Annotated in this window: 15 protein-coding genes; 6 read left to right on the top strand and 9 right to left on the bottom strand. The window is 68.1% G+C overall.

What is annotated here, in order from left to right:
* Nucleotide 1: 1 nt before the first annotated feature.
* The 4 genes from BFE01S_RS28865 to mdtD form a co-directional block, all read right to left on the bottom strand.
* Nucleotides 2-2,803 carry an Hsp70 family protein gene (locus BFE01S_RS28865; protein WP_028228489.1) on the bottom strand — a complete coding sequence of 934 codons (2,802 nt, stop codon included), beginning with the start codon at nt 2,801-2,803 and terminating at the stop codon, nt 2-4.
* A gap of 5 nt (nt 2,804-2,808) precedes the next feature.
* On the bottom strand, nt 2,809-4,659 hold the full coding sequence (locus BFE01S_RS28860; RefSeq protein WP_028228488.1) for an Hsp70 family protein: 1,851 nt from the start codon (nt 4,657-4,659) through the stop codon (nt 2,809-2,811).
* Nucleotides 4,656-5,246: a DUF2760 domain-containing protein gene (locus BFE01S_RS28855; RefSeq protein ID WP_028228487.1), complete on the bottom strand. Its 591-nt coding sequence runs from the start codon at nt 5,244-5,246 to the stop codon at nt 4,656-4,658. Before BFE01S_RS28855 ends, BFE01S_RS28860 begins: the two co-directional genes overlap by 4 nt.
* A 318-nt stretch (nt 5,247-5,564) precedes the next feature.
* Entirely contained in the window at nt 5,565-6,962 is a 1,398-nt protein-coding gene (gene mdtD, locus BFE01S_RS28850) for a multidrug transporter subunit MdtD (protein WP_028228486.1), read from the bottom strand.
* Nucleotides 6,963-7,141: 179 nt separating this feature from the next.
* Between mdtD and BFE01S_RS28845 the strand changes: the two genes are divergently transcribed.
* Together BFE01S_RS28845 and BFE01S_RS28840 are read left to right on the top strand one after the other, a co-directional pair.
* On the top strand, nt 7,142-8,002 hold the full coding sequence (locus BFE01S_RS28845; protein WP_028228485.1) for a LysR family transcriptional regulator: 861 nt from the start codon (nt 7,142-7,144) through the stop codon (nt 8,000-8,002).
* A gap of 104 nt (nt 8,003-8,106) precedes the next feature.
* Entirely contained in the window at nt 8,107-8,526 is a 420-nt protein-coding gene (locus BFE01S_RS28840; protein WP_028228484.1) for a PPC domain-containing DNA-binding protein, read from the top strand.
* Between the two features lie 9 nt (nt 8,527-8,535).
* On the opposite strand, the gene BFE01S_RS28835 is transcribed toward BFE01S_RS28840, so the two are convergent.
* The 3 genes from BFE01S_RS28835 to BFE01S_RS40595 form a co-directional block, all read right to left on the bottom strand.
* The gene (locus tag BFE01S_RS28835) at nt 8,536-9,642 is read right to left on the bottom strand and encodes a porin (protein ID WP_042338915.1); all 1,107 of its coding nucleotides are present in this window, start codon (nt 9,640-9,642) and stop codon (nt 8,536-8,538) included.
* A gap of 90 nt (nt 9,643-9,732) precedes the next feature.
* Entirely contained in the window at nt 9,733-11,061 is a 1,329-nt protein-coding gene (locus tag BFE01S_RS28830; RefSeq protein ID WP_028228482.1) for a uracil-xanthine permease family protein, read from the bottom strand.
* Nucleotides 11,058-12,215, bottom strand: coding sequence for an aryl-sulfate sulfotransferase (locus tag BFE01S_RS40595; RefSeq protein WP_042338913.1), 1,158 nt, complete (start codon nt 12,213-12,215; stop codon nt 11,058-11,060). Before BFE01S_RS40595 ends, BFE01S_RS28830 begins: the two co-directional genes overlap by 4 nt.
* A 104-nt stretch (nt 12,216-12,319) precedes the next feature.
* Here BFE01S_RS40595 and BFE01S_RS28820 point away from each other — a divergent pair, with 104 nt between their 5' ends.
* The 4 genes from BFE01S_RS28820 (at nt 12,320) to BFE01S_RS28805 (ending at nt 15,698) form a co-directional block, all read left to right on the top strand.
* Nucleotides 12,320-13,288, top strand: coding sequence for a LysR family transcriptional regulator (locus tag BFE01S_RS28820; RefSeq protein ID WP_028228481.1), 969 nt, complete (start codon nt 12,320-12,322; stop codon nt 13,286-13,288).
* 58 nt (nt 13,289-13,346) lie between these two features.
* Nucleotides 13,347-13,613 carry a sulfurtransferase TusA family protein gene (locus BFE01S_RS40590; RefSeq protein ID WP_042338911.1) on the top strand — a complete coding sequence of 89 codons (267 nt, stop codon included), beginning with the start codon at nt 13,347-13,349 and terminating at the stop codon, nt 13,611-13,613.
* Nucleotides 13,614-13,678: 65 nt separating this feature from the next.
* Entirely contained in the window at nt 13,679-14,041 is a 363-nt protein-coding gene (locus BFE01S_RS28810) for a DsrE family protein (RefSeq protein WP_028228480.1), read from the top strand.
* 127 nt (nt 14,042-14,168) lie between these two features.
* A complete protein-coding gene (locus tag BFE01S_RS28805; protein WP_028228479.1) occupies nt 14,169-15,698 on the top strand; it encodes a sulfurtransferase TusA family protein in 1,530 nt (509 codons plus the stop codon).
* Nucleotides 15,699-15,809: 111 nt separating this feature from the next.
* Here BFE01S_RS28805 and BFE01S_RS28800 read toward each other — a convergent pair whose 3' ends face one another.
* Together BFE01S_RS28800 and dbpA are read right to left on the bottom strand one after the other, a co-directional pair.
* On the bottom strand, nt 15,810-16,121 hold the full coding sequence (locus tag BFE01S_RS28800; protein ID WP_028228478.1) for a high-potential iron-sulfur protein: 312 nt from the start codon (nt 16,119-16,121) through the stop codon (nt 15,810-15,812).
* A 156-nt stretch (nt 16,122-16,277) separates the two neighbouring features.
* Nucleotides 16,278-17,675 carry an ATP-dependent RNA helicase DbpA gene (gene dbpA / locus BFE01S_RS28795; protein ID WP_028228477.1) on the bottom strand — a complete coding sequence of 466 codons (1,398 nt, stop codon included), beginning with the start codon at nt 17,673-17,675 and terminating at the stop codon, nt 16,278-16,280.
* Between the last annotated feature and the right edge of the window lie 79 nt (nt 17,676-17,754).

Here is a 17,754-nt window from a genome sequence, read left to right as displayed (position 1 = left end):
TTCAACCGCCGATCAGCGTCAACCCCGCGGGCAGCGATTCGCCGAAAATGCGTCCGGTGTCGGCGCTATTCAGCGCCACCACTTCGCGCACCATGACAAGCCACGCGGCCGGCGCACCGGCGGCCGCGAGCTTGCGCAGGACGGCTTCACGCGCCGCGTCCGGCAGGTCGCGCGAACGGTCGCCGGTCATGCGGGCGATCTGCACGGCGGCGAACATCGCGGGTTCGACCTTGCGCCAGTTCTGCGCGAGGAGCCCATCGAGCCAGCGCGTCGCCACGTCGGGCGGCACCACGCCGTGCGCGCTGCCATAGAACGGCAGGCGCGCGCCCATGCGCCCCACGGCCCACCAGCTCTGCGCATTTTCCGCTGACGCTTCGAGCCGCTTGATGAGCCTCTCCGCGATCTCGATCTTGCGATCGACGGCGATATGTTCGAGCGAGGCATAGAGCCGGGTCATGTCGGCGTGGCCGAGCTTGGCAGGATCGAACGGCAGCTTGTTGCGCTTCGATCCCGCCGCGGCTTCGAGCCAGTCCATCGCGGCCAGCACCTGCTGCTGCTCCGCTTCGGAAAGGCCGCCGGCCGTGCGGCGCCAGAGCGTCCACCATTCCGACCAGACCTGGCTGTCGTTGACGTGCTGGATGCCGTCGTCGAAGAGCGTCCAGAGCTGCTCCACGCGCCATTCGTCGAGCGGATAGCCGAACCCCGGCCGCACGCACCAGCCCGCGAGATTGAGCCACAGGCGTTCGTGGTCGGCCGAGCGCCGGCGCCGTCCCGCCCGCTCCCAGAGTGCGCCGAAGAGCGCGCGCAGCAGCGCGCCGTCCCAGCTTTCGCGCGGGCCCAGGCACTGTTCGAGTTGCGCGCGCAGGCGCTTCACGTCCTTCGCGTCGCCCTTGGCCGAAGGCGGACCGAACACGCGGTCGATCAGAGCGACCGCCGTGTCGAACGCAGGGTGTGGGGTCGCCTCGCCTGCTGCGCTTACCGTGCCCTGGGTATCGTCTCGCCGGAGCTGGAATTCCAGCAGCCAGCGTTGCGAGGGATCGTCCGTGGCGATGCAGTGCACTTCCAGCGTGCCGAGTTCCGAGAGCGAGGTCATGAGCCGGACTTCGCGCTCGCGCGCACCGTCCGCGCGATCCTGCGGCACGACAGTCGCGAGGGGCGGCAGGCGCACGAAATCGGCGGAGGACACGTCGGCCAACTCGCCCGGGCGCCATGCCGTGTCGGCCACCGTGGAGACCAGGTGGAACTGTACCGGCGCGCCGAGGCGCAGCGCGAACACGCGCTCGTCCAGATGGACTTCATGCGCTTCTTCGGTGCCGCGCGGCAAGAGGCATACGCCGCGCCGGGCTTCGTCCGCCGCTGGGTCGAGCATGAGGAAATAGCTGCGCGGCGAACCCCCGCCGATGCGCGGCGCCTCGCCCGCGCGCGCCAGCGCGTAGGCCACCGCGCCGCGTGCGACGGCAATATCGGGCTGGTCGTTGTTGAGCACCTTGAGCGGCTGCCCGCGCCAGGCCCCCAGCGTTTGCGCCAGCCGCGAGGAAAGCGCGCGGGCGCGGAACACGCCGCCGTTCAGCAGCAGCGTGTCCGGCACGGGCAGCGCTTGTGTATTTTCCGGTGCTTTGTCGTGCGCTTCGTTCAGCGCTTCGCGCGACTGCGCCGCGAAGCGGGCGAGAAAGGCCGCCACGTGGCGCGTAACGGCCGGATCGGCCGCATAGGGCAGGCCGAATTCGACGAGTGCCGCCCGTGCGCGGCGCGGCATGTCGCTCGCCTCGCCCTGCGGGAAGAAGCCGTTCACCACCACCTGTTCGACTTCCTCGCGGGTGAGCTGCGTGGTCCGCGTGCCGCCAATGAGGCGCGAACCTGCGCCGAGCAGCGTGACCGGCACGCTCGCGGGCGCGGCTTCGTCGAGCAGTTGCTCCTTGGCGGCCCGGCAGCGCTCCACGAGCTGCGAGAGGCTTGCGGCCGAAAGCCGGGTTTCGCCGGCCGCGCCGCCCAGCCGCGCTTCGGCGAGATGCGCGAGCGCCAGATCCATGTTGTCGCCGCCCAGCATCAGGTGGTTGCCCACGCCGATGCGCGTGAGCCGCGGCTCGCCATGCTCCGTCTCCACCTTGACGAGCGTGAGGTCGGTCGTGCCGCCGCCCACGTCGCACACGAGCACGAGGCGCGTGCCGGCCAGTTCGGCATCGAGCGTCGCGCGATGGTGGTACAGCCAGTCGTAGAGCGCGGCCTGCGGCTCTTCGAGCAGGCGCAGCGCGGGCAGGCCGGCCAGCCGCGCGGCTTCCAGCGTGAGCGCGCGGGCGCCGTCGTCGAAGGAGGCGGGCACGGTGAGCACCACGTCCTGGGCTTCGAGCGGGGCCTGCGCGAAGCGCGTATTCCATGCGGCCCGCACGTGTGCGAGATAGCTCGCGCTCGCCGCCACGGGCGAGACCCGGGCGACGTCGTCCGCCGCGCCCCAGGGCAGGATAGGCGCGAGGCGATCCACGGCGGTGTGCGAGAGCCAGCTCTTCGCACTGCTCACGAGTCTGCCGGGCACCTGCGCGCCCAGCACGCGCGCAAGGCGCCCGATCACGGGAACCGGTGCGCCGGGGGATTCTTCAGGACTCCATGGCAATTTCACGCTTGCGGGCGCGAGTTCGCCCGCTGCCGGGTGATAGCGGGCGGAAGGCAGGAGCGGTGCCGCGCCCACCTCGCCGGGCCCCGTGAGCTGATCGACGTCGAAGACACGGATCGCGTTGCCGCCTGCCTCGACGTAGGCCACGACCGTGTTGCTTGTCCCGAGGTCGATGCCGACGACGTACTGCTTCATCGGCGTCAGGCGTTGCCGCGCACGTCGAATTCGACTTTCCAGCGCTCGTCGCTGCCGGTCGGGATCGCTTCGAGTTCCAGCGTGCCCGCTTCGGTCACGCGCGCGTGCAGGCGCACGGCAACGACGTCGCCGGGCGTGCGGCCCGCGCTGGGCAGCGTGGCCTGGATTTCCTCGAGTTCCTGCAATTCGTCGGGCGACCAGTAGTCGAGCATCGTGCCCACCTGGTCCTGGCGGCGCACCGACGAACCGAAGAAGCGGAAATGCACGGGCTCGCCCACCACGAGGCCGAACTCCTGCGGGGGCAGCGCCGCGTCGGTGCCTTCCTCCATGCCGAAGGGCGCGACGCACAGCGCGGAAACGGGCGGTTCGAGCCCCGGCACGGCCGGCATGGCCGATTCGATCGCCACGTAATAGGCGCGTGCCGTACCGCCGCGAATGCGCACGCCCCGGCCGCGCTTCACGTAGCCGTAATAGGCCGCGCCGCGTGCAACGGCCAGGTCGAGATCGGCACCGCCGAGAAGCCGCGCGGGCGCCGCGCCGTCTGCCGCGAGCCAGCCGTTGAGCACGTCGAGCACGCGGTTCGCGAGCAGTTCGGACTTGAACACGCCGCCGTTGAAGAGCACGGCGGTGGGATGCAGGAAGCTCGCCCCCGCCGTGGCCGCGGCCACCGAAGCGGGCAGGCCTTCCAGATCCGCGAGCGCGCCAAGCTGCTTGCCGAGGAACGCGGCCAGGTGGCGCGTGATGCCCGCGTCCTGCGCATACGGCAGGCCCAGTTGCGTGAGACCCGCGCGCGCCCGGCTCACGGGCCGCGCCGCCGCGTCCACGAGCGGGAAGAAGCCTTCGAGTATCGTCTGCGTGAGTTCGGCGCGCGTGAGTTCCGTGCGGATCGAGCCGCCGATCAGCTTCGAACCGCGGCTCGGCACGACGAGCGGCACCGCATCGGCCGCCGGGTCGTTCAGCAGCGTTTCCTTGGCGGCGCGGCACGCGTAGGTGAGCGCGCGCAGTTGCCACGGATCGGCTTGCGTACCCTGCGCGGCCAGCTTGCGGGCGACCACGTGGGCGAGCGCGAGGTCCATGTTGTCGCCGCCGAGCAGGATGTGGTCGCCCACGGCCACGCGATGCAGTTCGAGATTGCCTTCGCGTTCGATCACGGCGATCAGCGAGAGGTCGGTCGTGCCGCCGCCCACGTCCACGACGAGAATGATGTCGCCGACCTTCACGTCCTTGCGCCAGGCGCCGCCGCTTTTCTGGATCCAGCTATAGAGCGCGGCCTGCGGCTCTTCCAGCAGGGTCATGCGGGTGTAGCCCGCCGCCTGGGCGGCTTCGGCCGTCAGCTCGCGCGCGGCCGGATCGAACGAGGCCGGAATCGTGACGGTGACATCCTGGTCGGCGAAGGGCGCTTGCGGATGTGCGTGGTCCCAGGCCTCGCGCAGATGCGTGAGATAGCGCACCGAGCTTTCGAGCGGCGAGACGCGCACGACTTCGGGCGGCGCGTCGTTCGGCAGGATGCCGGCGCGGCGATCCACGCCCGGGTGGCAGAGCCAGCTTTTCGCGCTCGAAACGAGGCGGATGGGCGTGCCCGCGCCGCGGCTGCGCGCGAGTTCGCCCACGGCGTAGTCGCGGCTTGCCGTCCACGGCAGCGTGAGGTCGCCGGGCGTAAGTTCGCCCGGGTGCGGCAGGTAAAGGAACGACGGCAGCAGATTCGGCGTTTCCAGCGTGCCCGGCGCCGTGAGCTGCGCGATGGGCAGCACGCCCTGGTGGGTTTTTTCGCCGTCGCTCGCGGCGAGATCGACGTAGGAGAGCGCCGAGTGCGTCGTGCCGAGGTCGATGCCGATGGAAAAACGCGGCTCGCTCATAGCTCCACCTCGGCCGGGGCGATCACGGTGGCATCGTGGGTCTTGACGCGCTTCGGCAGCTTCACGTCGGTGACGCGCCAGCCGCGATGGGCGATGCTGCCCGAGAAGGGCGCCGTACCCACCACGTTGCCGGTAAGGCGCACGGCCGTGGCGTCGAAGCCTTCGGGCAGCGTGACGCGGCTGCCTTCGGATTCGTCGCGCACGGGGCGGATCGTGAAGTGCTCGCGCAGCGTCGTGCGGCAGCCTTCGTGGACGAGGCGCGCGGCGGCGCCGATGTCGGCGTCCGAATAGCCGGCGATGTCCTCTTCGACGAAATCGACGAAGCGCGCATTGCGCTGGAGGAGGCCCAGCAGTTGCAGGGCGGAGTCCGGGCTGGCGGCTTCGATGGCGGGCGCCGGCTGCGGCGTGACGGCGGGGGCAACCGGCGCGGCGGCGGGGACGGGCTGGGCCGCCGCGGCGACGGGTGCGGCTTCGCCGTTACGCAGGCGCTGCACGTTCGCGGCGAGCTTGCCGTCGCCGAGAATGGCAAAGAAGGATCCGACGGCAACGGCAAGCCGGCCGGCGAAAGACAGATTCGGTTCGGTCATGAAAAACTGCTCCTCGAGGCTCGCGTGTACGGCGAGCGGGCCTGGGCCGGCTCCGTGGACGATGCGGCGCCGGCATGGAAGGGGCGCGCCCAGGTTGGGCGCGAAAACCGCTATTTTGCCTTGTTGTGGCGGCGAGCCGGGCAAATTGCGGTTCGGGGGACGGGTTTCGGGCGTTTCTCGGGTGCCTCGGCGGCCTTTAAACGGTGCCGGGAGCGCAGCGATCCGACCGGACTCCGGCTAAAACTGCTGCTGCCGGGCTGTGCGGCTCCATCGTCGAAAATCGCCTCGATGGCGCACCTGAAGCCGTGCGGGGAATCGCTACCGGCCGTTCGACGCCACCGTCTTCACTGCGGCTCTGGCGGCGGGCGCCTCGTCGATGCGCCGGAAAATCAGGGCGGAGAACAGCGTAATGACGCCCACGCAGGCGAAGCTCGCGCGAAAACCGAGCGCAACCGTTCCCCATTGATTGGCGAACAGCGTGACCAGCGCGCCGCCGATCGACACGCCGAGGCCCATCGCGAGCATCTGCACCATCGAAAAGAGGCTGTTGCCGCTGCCGGCGTCTTCGTGCGAGAGGTCCTTGAGCGTGATGCTGTTCATGGCGGCGAACTGCATCGAGTTGGCCGCGCCGAAGATGGCCAGCACGGCGATCTGCACGGCCAGCGGCGTGCCGCGCGAAATCAGTGCGAACGCAACGATCGAGCCGCCGACGATCAGCGTGTTGACGAGCAGGAACGTGTCGTAGCCGTAACGGCGGATGAGCGGCGCGATCCAGCGCTTGGCGAGCGTGCCCGCGAGTGCGGCGGGCAGCATCATCAGCCCCGAACGCAGCGGCGTATAGCCGAGTTCGAGCTGCATCAGGAGCGGCACGAGAAAGGGCACCGCGCTCGACCCGATCCGGCACACGAGATTGCCGATCAGGCCCACGCTGAAATTCGGCTCGCTGAAGAGCGCGAGCTTGAAGAGCGGGTTCCGGCGGCGTCGCGCATAGGGCACATAAGTCAGCGCAGTGGCAACGCCGAGCACGAAGAGCGCGCTGGACCACGCGGCGCGATGCGTCTGCATCGGCACATCCACCGCGAGCGAGAACGCAATCATGCACAGCGAAAGCAGGGCGCAGCCGGCTACGTCGAACGGCGGGGCGGCGCTCTTCGTGGTGCGCGGCAAATAGCGCTGCACCGCTAACATCCCCACGGCGCCGATCGGCACGTTGACGAGGAAGATCCAGTGCCAGGAAATGGCCTCGACGAACCAGCCGCCCAGCGTGGGGCCGACGATCGGGCCGACTTGCCCGGCCACCGAAATCATCGCGAGCGCCGAAACGTATTGTTCGCCGCTCACGCTGCGCAGCACGGCAAGCCGCCCGATGGGCAGCAGCATCGACCCGCCCACGCCTTGCAGCACGCGTGCGAGCACCAGTTGCCCCAGCGTATGCGCGCTCGCGCAGCAGAGCGAGCCGAGCACGAAGATCAGGATCGCGGCGAAATAGACGCGGCGCGTGCCGAAGCGGTCCGCGAGCCAGCCGGAGGCGGGCGTGAGCATGGCCATCGTGAGCGTGTAGGCCACGATTACCGGCTGCATGACGAGGGGTTTGACGCCCAGGCTGTGGGCGATGGAGGGCAGTGCGGTGTTGACGATCGTGGTGTCGAGCGCCTGCATGAAAAAACCTGCGGCGACGATCCACAGCAATGCGGTCTGGCTGGAATCCTTGCTCATCTGACTATGTGGGGGCGCCGCCGCTTCGCAAATAGAGGGGTTTGCGGCGCATGTTGCGCGCGCAAGATGCGGACATTGGCGCAACCTTCGGGGACGCGATCATCTTAGGAGCATTCCCACCAATCGGGAACCCCACTGGGGTCGTTGACTGTCATCGGCGTTGCCGATAACAATGCAGCATGCTCAATCCCATCTGGCTCAAGACGTTTGCAACCGTTGCCGCGTGCCACAGCTTCACCGAGGCGGGGCGTCAGCTTGGTCTCACGCAGTCAAGCGTGAGCGATCATGTGCGGCGCCTCGAAGAGGCCGTCGGCCGGCGCCTGTTCGTGCGCGACACCCATTCGCTCGCCATGACGCCCGACGGCGAAGCCATGCTCGCGCACGCGAGCGCGATTTTGCAGGCCATCAACCGCGCCGAGGCGCAGTTCCGCGCGCCGCGGCTCAAGGGGCGCGTGCGCCTGGGGTCGTCGGACGATGTGGCGCTGGGTCCGTTGCCCACCGTGCTGGCGGCGTTTCGCAACGCGCATCCCGATGTGGAGCTGGAAATCACCATCGGCATGACCGGCAAGCTGTACGACCTGCTGGATGCGGGGTCGATCGATCTGATGGTCGGCAAGCGGCGGCTGGGCGACAAGCGGGGCGTGCCGCTCTTCACCGGGCGGCTGGAGTGGCTCGCGCGCACCGGGACGCTGGTGGACCTGACGCAGCCCTTGCCGCTGATCCTCGTGGCCGAGCCGAGCGTGACGCGCGCAGTGGTGCTCGATGCGCTCGCCCAGACCGACTTCCGCTGGCAGGTGGTGTGCACGAGCAGCAGCCACGCGGGCTGCATTGCGGCCGCGCGCGGCGGCCTGGGGATTACGGTGCGGCCGCAGTATCTTTCGGCGCGCGGACTCGTGCCGCCCGTGAACGCGGCGAGCCTGCCCGCATTGCCCGATGTGGAGTTCATCGTGCTCGCGGCGAAGCGCTTGAGCCGTCCGGCGGGCACGCTGCTGCAATTGCTGCACGACAGCGATCTGCGCGGGGCGTGGATCGGCGAGTAGCCGTGCGGTCTTCCTTGCAGGTGCAATGCGGATGCGGCGCAATGCAGGCCCAGTGTGGGCTCATAATCGGTCTTCGACCTTTACTTTCCTCATGGTGAACCGCCATGCAAGCCTGGCCCGTACGCCTTTCTCCCGGTGACGATCTGCGCGATGCGCTAGAGCGCCTGCTGCGGCAGCGCGGCTGGCAGGCGGCCTTCGTCGTGCAGGGCATAGGCAGCCTGAGCGTTGCCCAGTTGCGCTTTGCGGGCATCGACGCGCCCGCCGAACTGCGCGGCGACCTCGAAATACTCACGCTGGCGGGCTCGATCTCGCCCGATGGCGCGCATCTGCACATGAGCGTGGCCGACGCGCACGGGCAGGTGTTCGGCGGCCATGTCGCAAGCGGCTGCCGCGTGAGGACCACGGCCGAACTGCTGCTCGCGCTGCTGCCCGGCCACCGGTTTTCGCGCAGCCTCGACCCGCAGACGGGCTTTCTGGAACTGCAGATCGAAGACAACGAGAACGGCTCAAATCCAGGCCGGTAGCACGCAGGCTCAGAACAGGTGGTGAATGCCCGAAAGCACGACCACCTGGTTGCCGTTCGACGAAGCGCCGATGCCGAGCGTGTCGGCCACCGCGCCGCCGCCGGCCGTCTCGAACATCACGTCGGCATAGAGCTGGGTCGATTTCGAGAGCGAATACACGCTCGCGATCGTCGCCTGGGTCCAGCGCTTGCCGTCGAGCCAGGCGGACCACGCGCCGGCGGCCACTTCCTCGGCTGGCGTGATGTGCACGTTCAGGCCGCCATCGACGGTGCGGAAATGGCTTGCGCCGCCCGCCGACGCAATGCGCACGTCGGTTGCGAGCGCATGGATCGTGACACTGCCGAAACGATACGAACCGCCGATGCCGCCGTCGCGCACGCGCGGCGCGGCGAAGCTCGATCCGCCGGGCAGCGTCTGGCCCTCGAACGAGGCGAGGCCCAGGCCACCTGCCAACGGCAGCAGGCGGTCGTTGTACTCCGACCAGACGGCCACGAGCTTGAGCGGCCCGCTCGTATAGTTGCCGCCGAAGCTGATCGTGCGCCCCGAGGTGTTGCTGGCCGCGGCGCCGGGAAAGCCGTAGAGGGCGCCCAGTGTGAGCCCGTAGAAACTGGCGCTCTTCCATTTGATGGTGCTCGAAAGTTGCACGGGCAACGTGCTGCCGAGTCCGTCCAGATTGCCGGGGTGGAAGGCCGAAAAATTGCCGAGCAACTGGCCGGTGGAGACGGTGCCGAGCCAGTCGAAGTTCCAGTCGGTCTGCCTGCCCAGCGTGAGCGTGCCCGCAAGTGGATCGGAGAGGCCCACATACGCCTGGCGGTTGAAAAACGAGGTGCTGCTGGCGGAAGCGCCCGTTGTCGTGACGAAGCCGCTTTCGAGCCGGAACAGGGCCGTGCGTCCGGCGCCGAGGTCTTCGGTGCCGAGAAAGCCGAAGCGGTCGGCCTGCAGCGTGCCCTGCTCGGCGATGAAGGCGCTCGCGCCGTGCAGGTTGCTGACGTAGCCCACACCGGCGTCGAGGCTGCCGTACAGTGTGACGCTGCTTTGGGCATGGGCCGGGGAGGAAAGGCCCGGAAGCAGGGCGCACGCGACCGACGTCGCGCACAAGGCGGTAACGTTTTTCATGAGTTAAATTGGAAAGTAGGACTGCGAAGAAAAATGGTAAAGCGATGAAAGGGCAGCGGCCCCTCAGCCTACTTAGGCCGCTCCGGGATCTCAGGCCGTGCTGGCGCGCTCCGCTGCCGCCACGCGGCGCGCGGCGAAGGCTGCATTGACGGCGATGGCCGTGAGCGTGCCGGCCGCCATGCCGTTGCCCAGCACGATCTGCAGCGGCAGGGGAAACGCGCGGTACAGGTTCGGCACGAGTATCGGCACGAGGCCCACCACGAGCGCGGCCGCGAGCGTGTACTGGTTGCCGCGCGCGTCGAGGTCCACCTGGGCGAGCAGGCGCAGGCCCATCACGCCGATCATCGCGAACACGATCAGCGCGGTGCCGCCCACCACGGGCGCGGGAATGGCATTCGCGAGCCGTGCCAGCGGCACGAAGAGCGCAATGACGATCAGCAGCGCGCCGGCCGTTGCCGTCACATAGCGCGAACGCACGCCGGTCGTCTGCACGACGCCGATGTTCTCGGCGCTCGTGACGATGAGCGAGGTGCCGAGGCATCCGCCGATGAGCGAAGCGAGCGCGTCGGCGCGAATCGTACGCGGCACGTCGCGGCGCGCCTCGATGGGCTTGCCGCAGGTTTCGCCCACGGCCACGGTCTGCGCGGTGGCTTCGGCCATCGAAACGGCGCAGAACACGAGAAGCGGGAGTGCCGCGACGAGATCGAAGCGCGGCATGCCGAACGGCAGCCACACGGGGTGCGTGAAGACCGGCCCCTGCCAGATGCCCGCGAGCGGCATCGCCCCCATGAAGCACCCCAGCACGGCGCCGGTCACGAGGCCCAGCAGCACCGCGAGCCGGCCCGGCGTGCCGCGAAAGAGGCGCGCGATCAGGATGGTCGCCGCGACGGTGACAAAGGCGAGACCGAGTGCCTGCGGCCGCGCGAAGCCGGGCGTGCCGGGCTGACCCACGACGATGCCCGCATAGAGCTTGATGAGGTTGACCGAAACGAGCAGCAGCATGATGCCCACCACGATGCGCGGAAAAAAGCGCAGGCAGCGCGCGAACACGGGCAGCGCGAGCCAGTAGAAGAGGCTCGTGATAATGACGGCGCCCGCCGCCGTGGGCAGTCCCGACTGGGTGGCGATGCCGGCGAAGAGCATCACGGGTGCGCCGCCGGGCACCATCACGAAGGGCAGTCGCGCGCCCACGGGGCCCGCGCCCAGCGACTGCAGCAGCGTGCCGATGCCGCAGGCGAAGAAGGTCGCGCCGATCAGTTGCACGGTCAGCGCGGGCGGAAGTTCGAGCAGCCTCGCGAGCAGAAATACGGCCGTGATCGGCGAAGCCGCCATCGAAAGCACGTGCTGCAGGCCGAACAGCGCGAGTTGCCAGGCGGGCAGGCGCGTATCGACAGGGTGTCGGGTCGAATCGGATGTCACGGCGTATCCGGAGTCAGCAAGGTTGAGGGAGCAGCGTGTGATGCGCGCAGCCAGGGCAGTTGCTCGCGGGTGTAGCGGAAGGTCTGGAACACGCTGTTGAGCATGCCGGGGCCGGTCGCGCGCGCGGCTTCGTCGGGGTACTCGGCGAACCACGGAATGATGTATTCCCACACCACCTCGCCCTCGCGCGTGACTTCGAAGAGCCGGCCCGTGGCCGATTCCGTGACGTGCGTATTGCCGTTCGGAAGCCGCTGCGCATTGCCCATGAAGGGGCTGTAGAAGAGGTTCACGACGTCGTCGGTATAGGACCAGACCACCTGCCGGCTCGCCGGGTCGATCTCCACCACGCGCGAGAACACCACGTGCGCGCCCTTGCGGAAATTGCCGTTGTCGAACGCGAGAATGTGGCCGTTGGGCAGCGGCACCGGGGCGTGCTGATGCGAGACCACGTCCGCGCCGATATGCAGGCTCACATTGCCGCTGGCGCGATCGACGCCGATGATGCCCGACGTGGTGCGCAGGCTCATCAGCACGCGGCCCTGCGTGTCCACGCCGAGGCCATTGACGAGCGGCCAGTGGTAGCGGCCGAAGCCCGGCGCGATCGGAAAGTCCTCGGGGTTTAGGTGCTCGCGCGCATGCCAGGCCCACACGATCTCGCCCTTGCGGTTCACTTCGCGGATCACGTCTGCATACATCGGTTCGTGTTCGCCGTGCGCCGTGCCGCCCGGCACGCGGCGCGCGAACGACTCGGGCACCGGCTCGCAGGCCGCGTAGAGCAGGTTGCCGTTGGGCAGCCACTGCGCGTCGTGGTGATGCGCGGGATCTTCGTAATGCCAGACGATTTCGCCCGAGGGCGTGGCCTCGTAGAAGTCGCCGCCGTGCCACATCGACCACGGCGCGTAGCGCGATTCGGAGCGTGCATGATTGCCGTTGTAGCCCAGGTTGCCGTTTGCGAGGATCACGGCATGGCGGCCCGGGCGTACCGGCATCTGCCACTGGTGAACGACTTCGCCCGCCATATCGACGAGATAGACCTTGCCGCCGCCCGTTTGCGGCGCGATGAGCGTATAGCCGCCGGCGCACAGATCGGCGTCGTGGGCAATGAGGCCGACGCCGCGGCGCCGCTGGGTGATCTGGTCGACGGTGGTCGTCATGGCACGCTCCGTTATGATGATGCAGTGAAATCTAGGCGATCCATAAAGTCAGGAAAACCGGATTGTTCTATACGGGGCGTTCGGAAAAATCTAACGGTACAAACATGCGTACGATATCGCAGACATTCCGGTGTTTCGACGAAGTCGCGCGGCGCGGCTCCATCCGCAAAGCGGCCGAATCGCTGCACCTCACCGCGGCCGCGGTGCACCAGCAGATCCGCAATCTGGAGGAGCAGGTGGGCGCACCGCTCTTCGACCGCTTGCCGCGCGGCATGCAGCTCACCACGGCCGGCGAGATCGTCATTGCGGCGGTGCGGCGCAGCCAGCGCGATTTCGACAACTCGCTCACGCAGGTAGAGGACTTGCGGGCGCTGCGGCGCGGCCACGTGAACATTGCGGTGTCGCCTTCCTCGGCCGAGCAGCTCGTGCCCGGTGCGATTTACGCGGCCATGCAGCGCTATCCGGGCGTGACCTATACCGTGCGTTCGGGCAACGGCGAAAGCATCCTGCGCTGGATCGAGACCGGCGAGGCCGATATCGGCTACGCGCTGCGGCGCCGCCCGCCCCCGGGCGTGGTGGAAGTGCGCGCGTTCGCGCAGCAACTGGGCGTGGTGACGGCGCCGGGCCATCCGCTCGCGGCGCCCGGCAAGAAGGTGCGGCTGCGCGATTGCCTCGACTACCCGCTGATCCTCATGACGCCCGACACCGAACTGCGTGCGCTGGTGGATCAGATCGATCCGCGGCAACAACGCAGGGCCCGCCCGCTCGTGGAGACGAGTTCCGTTTCGATGGTGCGGCGCCTCGCGGCGGACGGCGTGGGGGTGGGCTTCCTGATTGCGGAGAACGTTGCGGAAGACGTGGGGCGCGGCGCGCTCGCCTGGACACCGCTTGCCGATGCGGGCGCGAAATCGTTCAGTTGCCTCTACCAGCGTGCGGAAACCTCGACCACGGTGGCGATGAGCATGTTCCTCGAATTTCTCGCCGAGGCGATCGAAACGCTGGACGGGCAGTTTCATGCAGCGCCGCGCAAACGTGCGGCGCCGGGTCGCCGCCGGCCGAAGTCGGAGAGCTAGCCGCGCGCTTGTGCGATACTCGGCCAGGACGATTACTGCGGACCAGTGTCAAGCCATCATGACAGCAACGGCAACGGGCGATTCGCCGGCGAAGGATGCCGGCAGCGCATTCGACTTCGAATGGGACGCGGGCGAGATGGGCTGCGGCGAGTTGCTGCTCAAGCTGCGCGTGCGGCTGCGGCAGATGCCCGGGCAGATCATCCGGCTCACGGCGCGCGACCTGGGCGCCGCCGAAGATATTCCGTCGTACTGCCGTATTACCGGGCATCAGTTGTTGCGCGCCGATACGGCCGCCGGCGTTTTCTGGATCAAGGCCAAGGGCTGACACGGCCTGCGCCGGCTGCACGCGGCTTGCGTTTTCTTCACTCATCACAGCGTCAGGAGAGCATCGTGGCAGGAAAATTCGTGGTCAGTTTGACTCGGGCAAAGGACGATACCGACCGTGCGACGGTGGCCTTCGTCGTGGCCAATGCCGCCGTGGCCAGCGAGAAAGAGGTTGTGGTGTTCCTCAACATCGAAGGCACGCGCCTCTCGCAGGCCGGCTACGCGAACGATATCCACGAGGCGGGCTTTGCGCCGCTCAAGGAGCTCATCGCGAGCTTCGTCGAGGCCGGCGGCCAGATCTACGTGTGCTCGCCGTGCTTCAAGAAGCGCGGTCTCGACGAAAACAACCTGATTCCCGGCGCGCGTATTGTGGGTGGCGCGATGCTGGTGGAGTTCATGGGCGAAGCCTGCCCGAGCCTCAGCTACTGAAGTCGCGTCCGGCGGGGCTGCGTGCGGCGTAGTTGCGCCCGGTGCGGCCCTGCGCTACCGCTGCCGGCCTGCCGTGCAGGCCGGCGCACGCACGCCGGTTCTCGTTGCCCAAGCCCACGGTAATGCCATGCTGCCCTCCGCACATCACGCCCATTCGCCCGACGTCAGCTTCGACGGCGGCGACCTCGACTGCGGCAACGGCCTGCTGCTGCTGATCCGCAAGCATATCGATCCGCTCGACCGCGGGCAGTTGCTCGAAATCCTCTCCACCGAGATTTCCGTCGAATCAGACTTGCCCGCCTGGTGCCGCATGACCGGCAACGAACTGCTTTCGTACACGAAGGCCGGGCGCCAGTTCAGCTTTCTCGTCTGCAAGGGCAAGTTCGCCGAGCGGCCTGCCGAGCCGGTGCGGGAGACCGTTCGCCCCGCCGCCGCGATCCGCATCGTTCCCGTTACGATCGCGGCCACGCTGCCGGCCCCCGCGCCTGCCGCGCCCATCCGCCCGCTTTCGGTGATGGGCGTAGGCAGTTGGCCCCGGCCGCGCTGGATGCTGCAGGCGCTGCACGATCGCATGGAAGGGCGGCTCGACGAGGCAAGCTTCGCGGCCAGTGCCGACGACGCCGTGCAACTTGCCGTTGCCGCGCAGTTGCGCGCGGGCGTGGACGTGGTGACGGACGGCGAGCAGCGCCGCGACAGCTACGCGAGTTTCGTGGGCGGCCTGCTCGACAATTGCCAGTTGATTCCGCTCACCGACCTGCTGCCGTACGTGGACGACCCCGAAGCCTTCGAAAAGGAGTTGCGCGCGCTCGATGTGCCCGCGGGCGAGGTGCGCCATCCGGCGGTGTTCGGGCCGCTGGGGCGCAGCCGGCCGCTGGCGGGGCGGGAACTGGCCTTCGTGCGCACGCTCACGGACCGGCCCGTGAAGATCGCGCTGCCGGGCCCATATCTGCTCACGCGCACCATGTGGATGGAGTGCATTTCCGACCGCGCATACGCGGACCGTGAAACGCTGGCGGCGGACGTCGTGCGGGTGTTGCGCGAGGAGTTGGCCGCACTGCTTGCGGATGGCGCGGCGCTCGTGCAGTTCGACGAGCCGGTGCTTTCCGAAGTGGCTTTCTCGGGAAGCTCCAGCCAGCGCAGCTTCATGTGCGGGGCGCTCTCGGCGAAAAGCGATCCGCAGACGGAACTGGCATTCGCGCGCGACCTCATCAACGCTGTCGTGGCGGGCTTTCCGCAAGAACGCGTGGCGCTGCACATGTGCCGCGGCAACTGGACCGCCGACGAGAGCAAGGCGCTGACCGGCGACTACCGTCCGCTCGTGGGCACGCTGGGTGCGTTGAACGTCGGCACGCTGTTTCTCGAACTCTGCACGCCGCGCGCGGGCGAGATGGAGGTGCTCGGCACCTTGCCCGAGCGGATGCGCATAGGCGTGGGACTCTGCAACCAGAAGCACGCGCACGTGGAGCCGCTGGACGAGGTCGTGAAGAAGGGCGAGCAGGCTATCCAGTTGTTCGGCAAGGAACGCGTGCTGTTCAATCCCGACTGCGGTTTCGCGACTTTCGCGGACGCGCCCGTGAACAGCGGCCAGATTGCCGAGGCGAAGCTGCGCACGCTGGCCGAGGCCTCACGCGTGCTGCGCGAACGGCACCGCGTGTAGGCAAGCCGTAAAGGGGGATCGGGCCGGCACCCTGCCGGCCCGATATTGCATCGGAATGCGAATCAAAACGATTTAATAAGCACTGCGACTGAATGCTACGGAACGAGCGCGTCAGGCCTTCTTCACGTACGCGCTGCACCAGCCGCCGCTGTTCACCTGCTTGCCGCCAAACATCGGACACGGCCCGCTGGCCGCACCGGCCTTGCCCTGCCACAACTGGCAGGTCGAGCAGGACTGCCCGGCCTGGTATTTGGCGTACTTCGCCTTGTCCACTTGCGATGCATTGGCCTTGTAGCCGAGTGCCTGGGCGGTGGGGTCGCTTTCCGACACCATGGGGGCATCGGCTCGCGCTTCTTCGATGAAAACCGGGGTGGAAGCAAGCGCCGCAGCAATGGCGATAAAACGCCGGCGTGAGCATGGCATTTGCAAGTCTCCTGTGTAGGGCGGCTGTGGGGTGGGGCCGCGCGGGTTGACGTCGAGGTCGAACTCCGTTGTACACAGACTATGGCGAGCCGGCGTCTCGCGCAAGGTGATTTTGCGCGAGCGCGGCGGCACCCACGACTTATGCAAGGCGCAAACTCACTCCTCCATTGCCCGCGCCTTGACCTTCTTGCCCTTGATCTTGCCGCTATTGAGCTTGCGCAGCGCATTGCGCGCGATGCTGCGCTCCACGGCCACGTAGGTCGAGAAGTCCGTCACGTTGATCTTGCCGATCTGCTCGCCGCTGAAGCCCGCTTCGCCCGTGAGCGCGCCCAGCACGTCGCCGGGGCGGATCTTCTCCTTGCGGCCGCCCAGAATCTGCAGCGTTTCCATGGGCGGCAGCAGCGGTTCGTTGCTGGCAGGCTTCAGTTCGGCGAGCGGGTGCCATTCCACCTCGCGCTTGAGCGCCTGCTCGATGCCGCCCACGCGGCCCATCTCGTCCATGCTCGCGAGGCTCAGCGCCCAGCCGTCCTGATCGGCGCGGCCCGTGCGGCCGATGCGGTGCACATAGGTCTCAGGGTCGGGCGTGACGTCCACGTTGATTACCGCTTCGAGCTGTGCAATGTCGAGGCCGCGCGCGGCCACGTCGGTGGCCACGAGCACGGAGCAACTGCGGTTGGCGAACTGGATCAGCACCTGATCGCGCTCGCGCTGGTCGAGCTCGCCGTGCAGTGCGAGCGCGTGAAAGCCCTGCGCGCGCAGCACGTCGAGCAGATCGCGGCACTGCTGCTTCGTGTTGCAGAACGCGAGCGTGCTTACCGGGCGATAGTGATTGAGCAGCAGGCCCACCGCATGCAGGCGCTCGTTTTCGGTCACTTCGTAGAAACGCTGGCGGATCTTGCTGTTGTCGTGCTGTTCCTCGAACTTCACTTCCTTCGGCTGGCGCAGGAACTGCTGGCTCAGCTTCGCAATGCCTTCGGGGTAGGTCGCGGAGAAGAGCAGCGTCTGGCGTTCCTTGGGGCACTGGCGCGCCACTTTGGCGATGTCGTCGAAGAAGCCCATGTCGAGCATGCGGTCGGCTTCGTCGAGCACCAGCGTATTGAGCGAATCGAGCGTGAGGCTGCCGCGCTCCAGGTGATCCATGATGCGCCCCGGCGTGCCCACGACGATATGCGCGCCGTGTTCGAGGCTCGCGGTTTGCGGCTTCATGGGCGTGCCGCCGCACAGCGTTAGCACTTTCACGTTTTCCTCCGCGCGCGCGAGGCGGCGGATTTCCGTGGCGACCTGGTCGGCCAGTTCGCGCGTGGGGCACAGGATCATGGCCTGCACGTCCGGCCGGCGCACGTCGAGCCGCGAGAGCAGCGCGAGCGAGAAGGCCGCCGTCTTGCCGCTGCCGGTCTTCGACTGTGCGATGAGATCGTGGCCCGCAAGCGCGATGGGCAGGCTCGCGGCCTGGATGGGCGTCATCTCGACGTAGCCGAGGCGCTCGAGGTTGGCGAGCATGGCGGGCGCGAGAGACAGTGCGCTGAACGGCGTGGCGGTGGGTGTGTTCGTCATACGGGTCTCGCGAAGAACGCGACATCGGACCGGATGCAACGCGGCCGGCGGGCGGCATTGCGTCGATGCGGAGGGGTGG

The organism is Paraburkholderia ferrariae NBRC 106233 (assembly GCF_000685035.1).
Taxonomy (GTDB): domain Bacteria; phylum Pseudomonadota; class Gammaproteobacteria; order Burkholderiales; family Burkholderiaceae; genus Paraburkholderia; species Paraburkholderia ferrariae.
The sequence above is the reverse complement of the archived record's forward strand: the minus strand, read 5'-3'. Positions and strand labels throughout refer to the sequence as shown.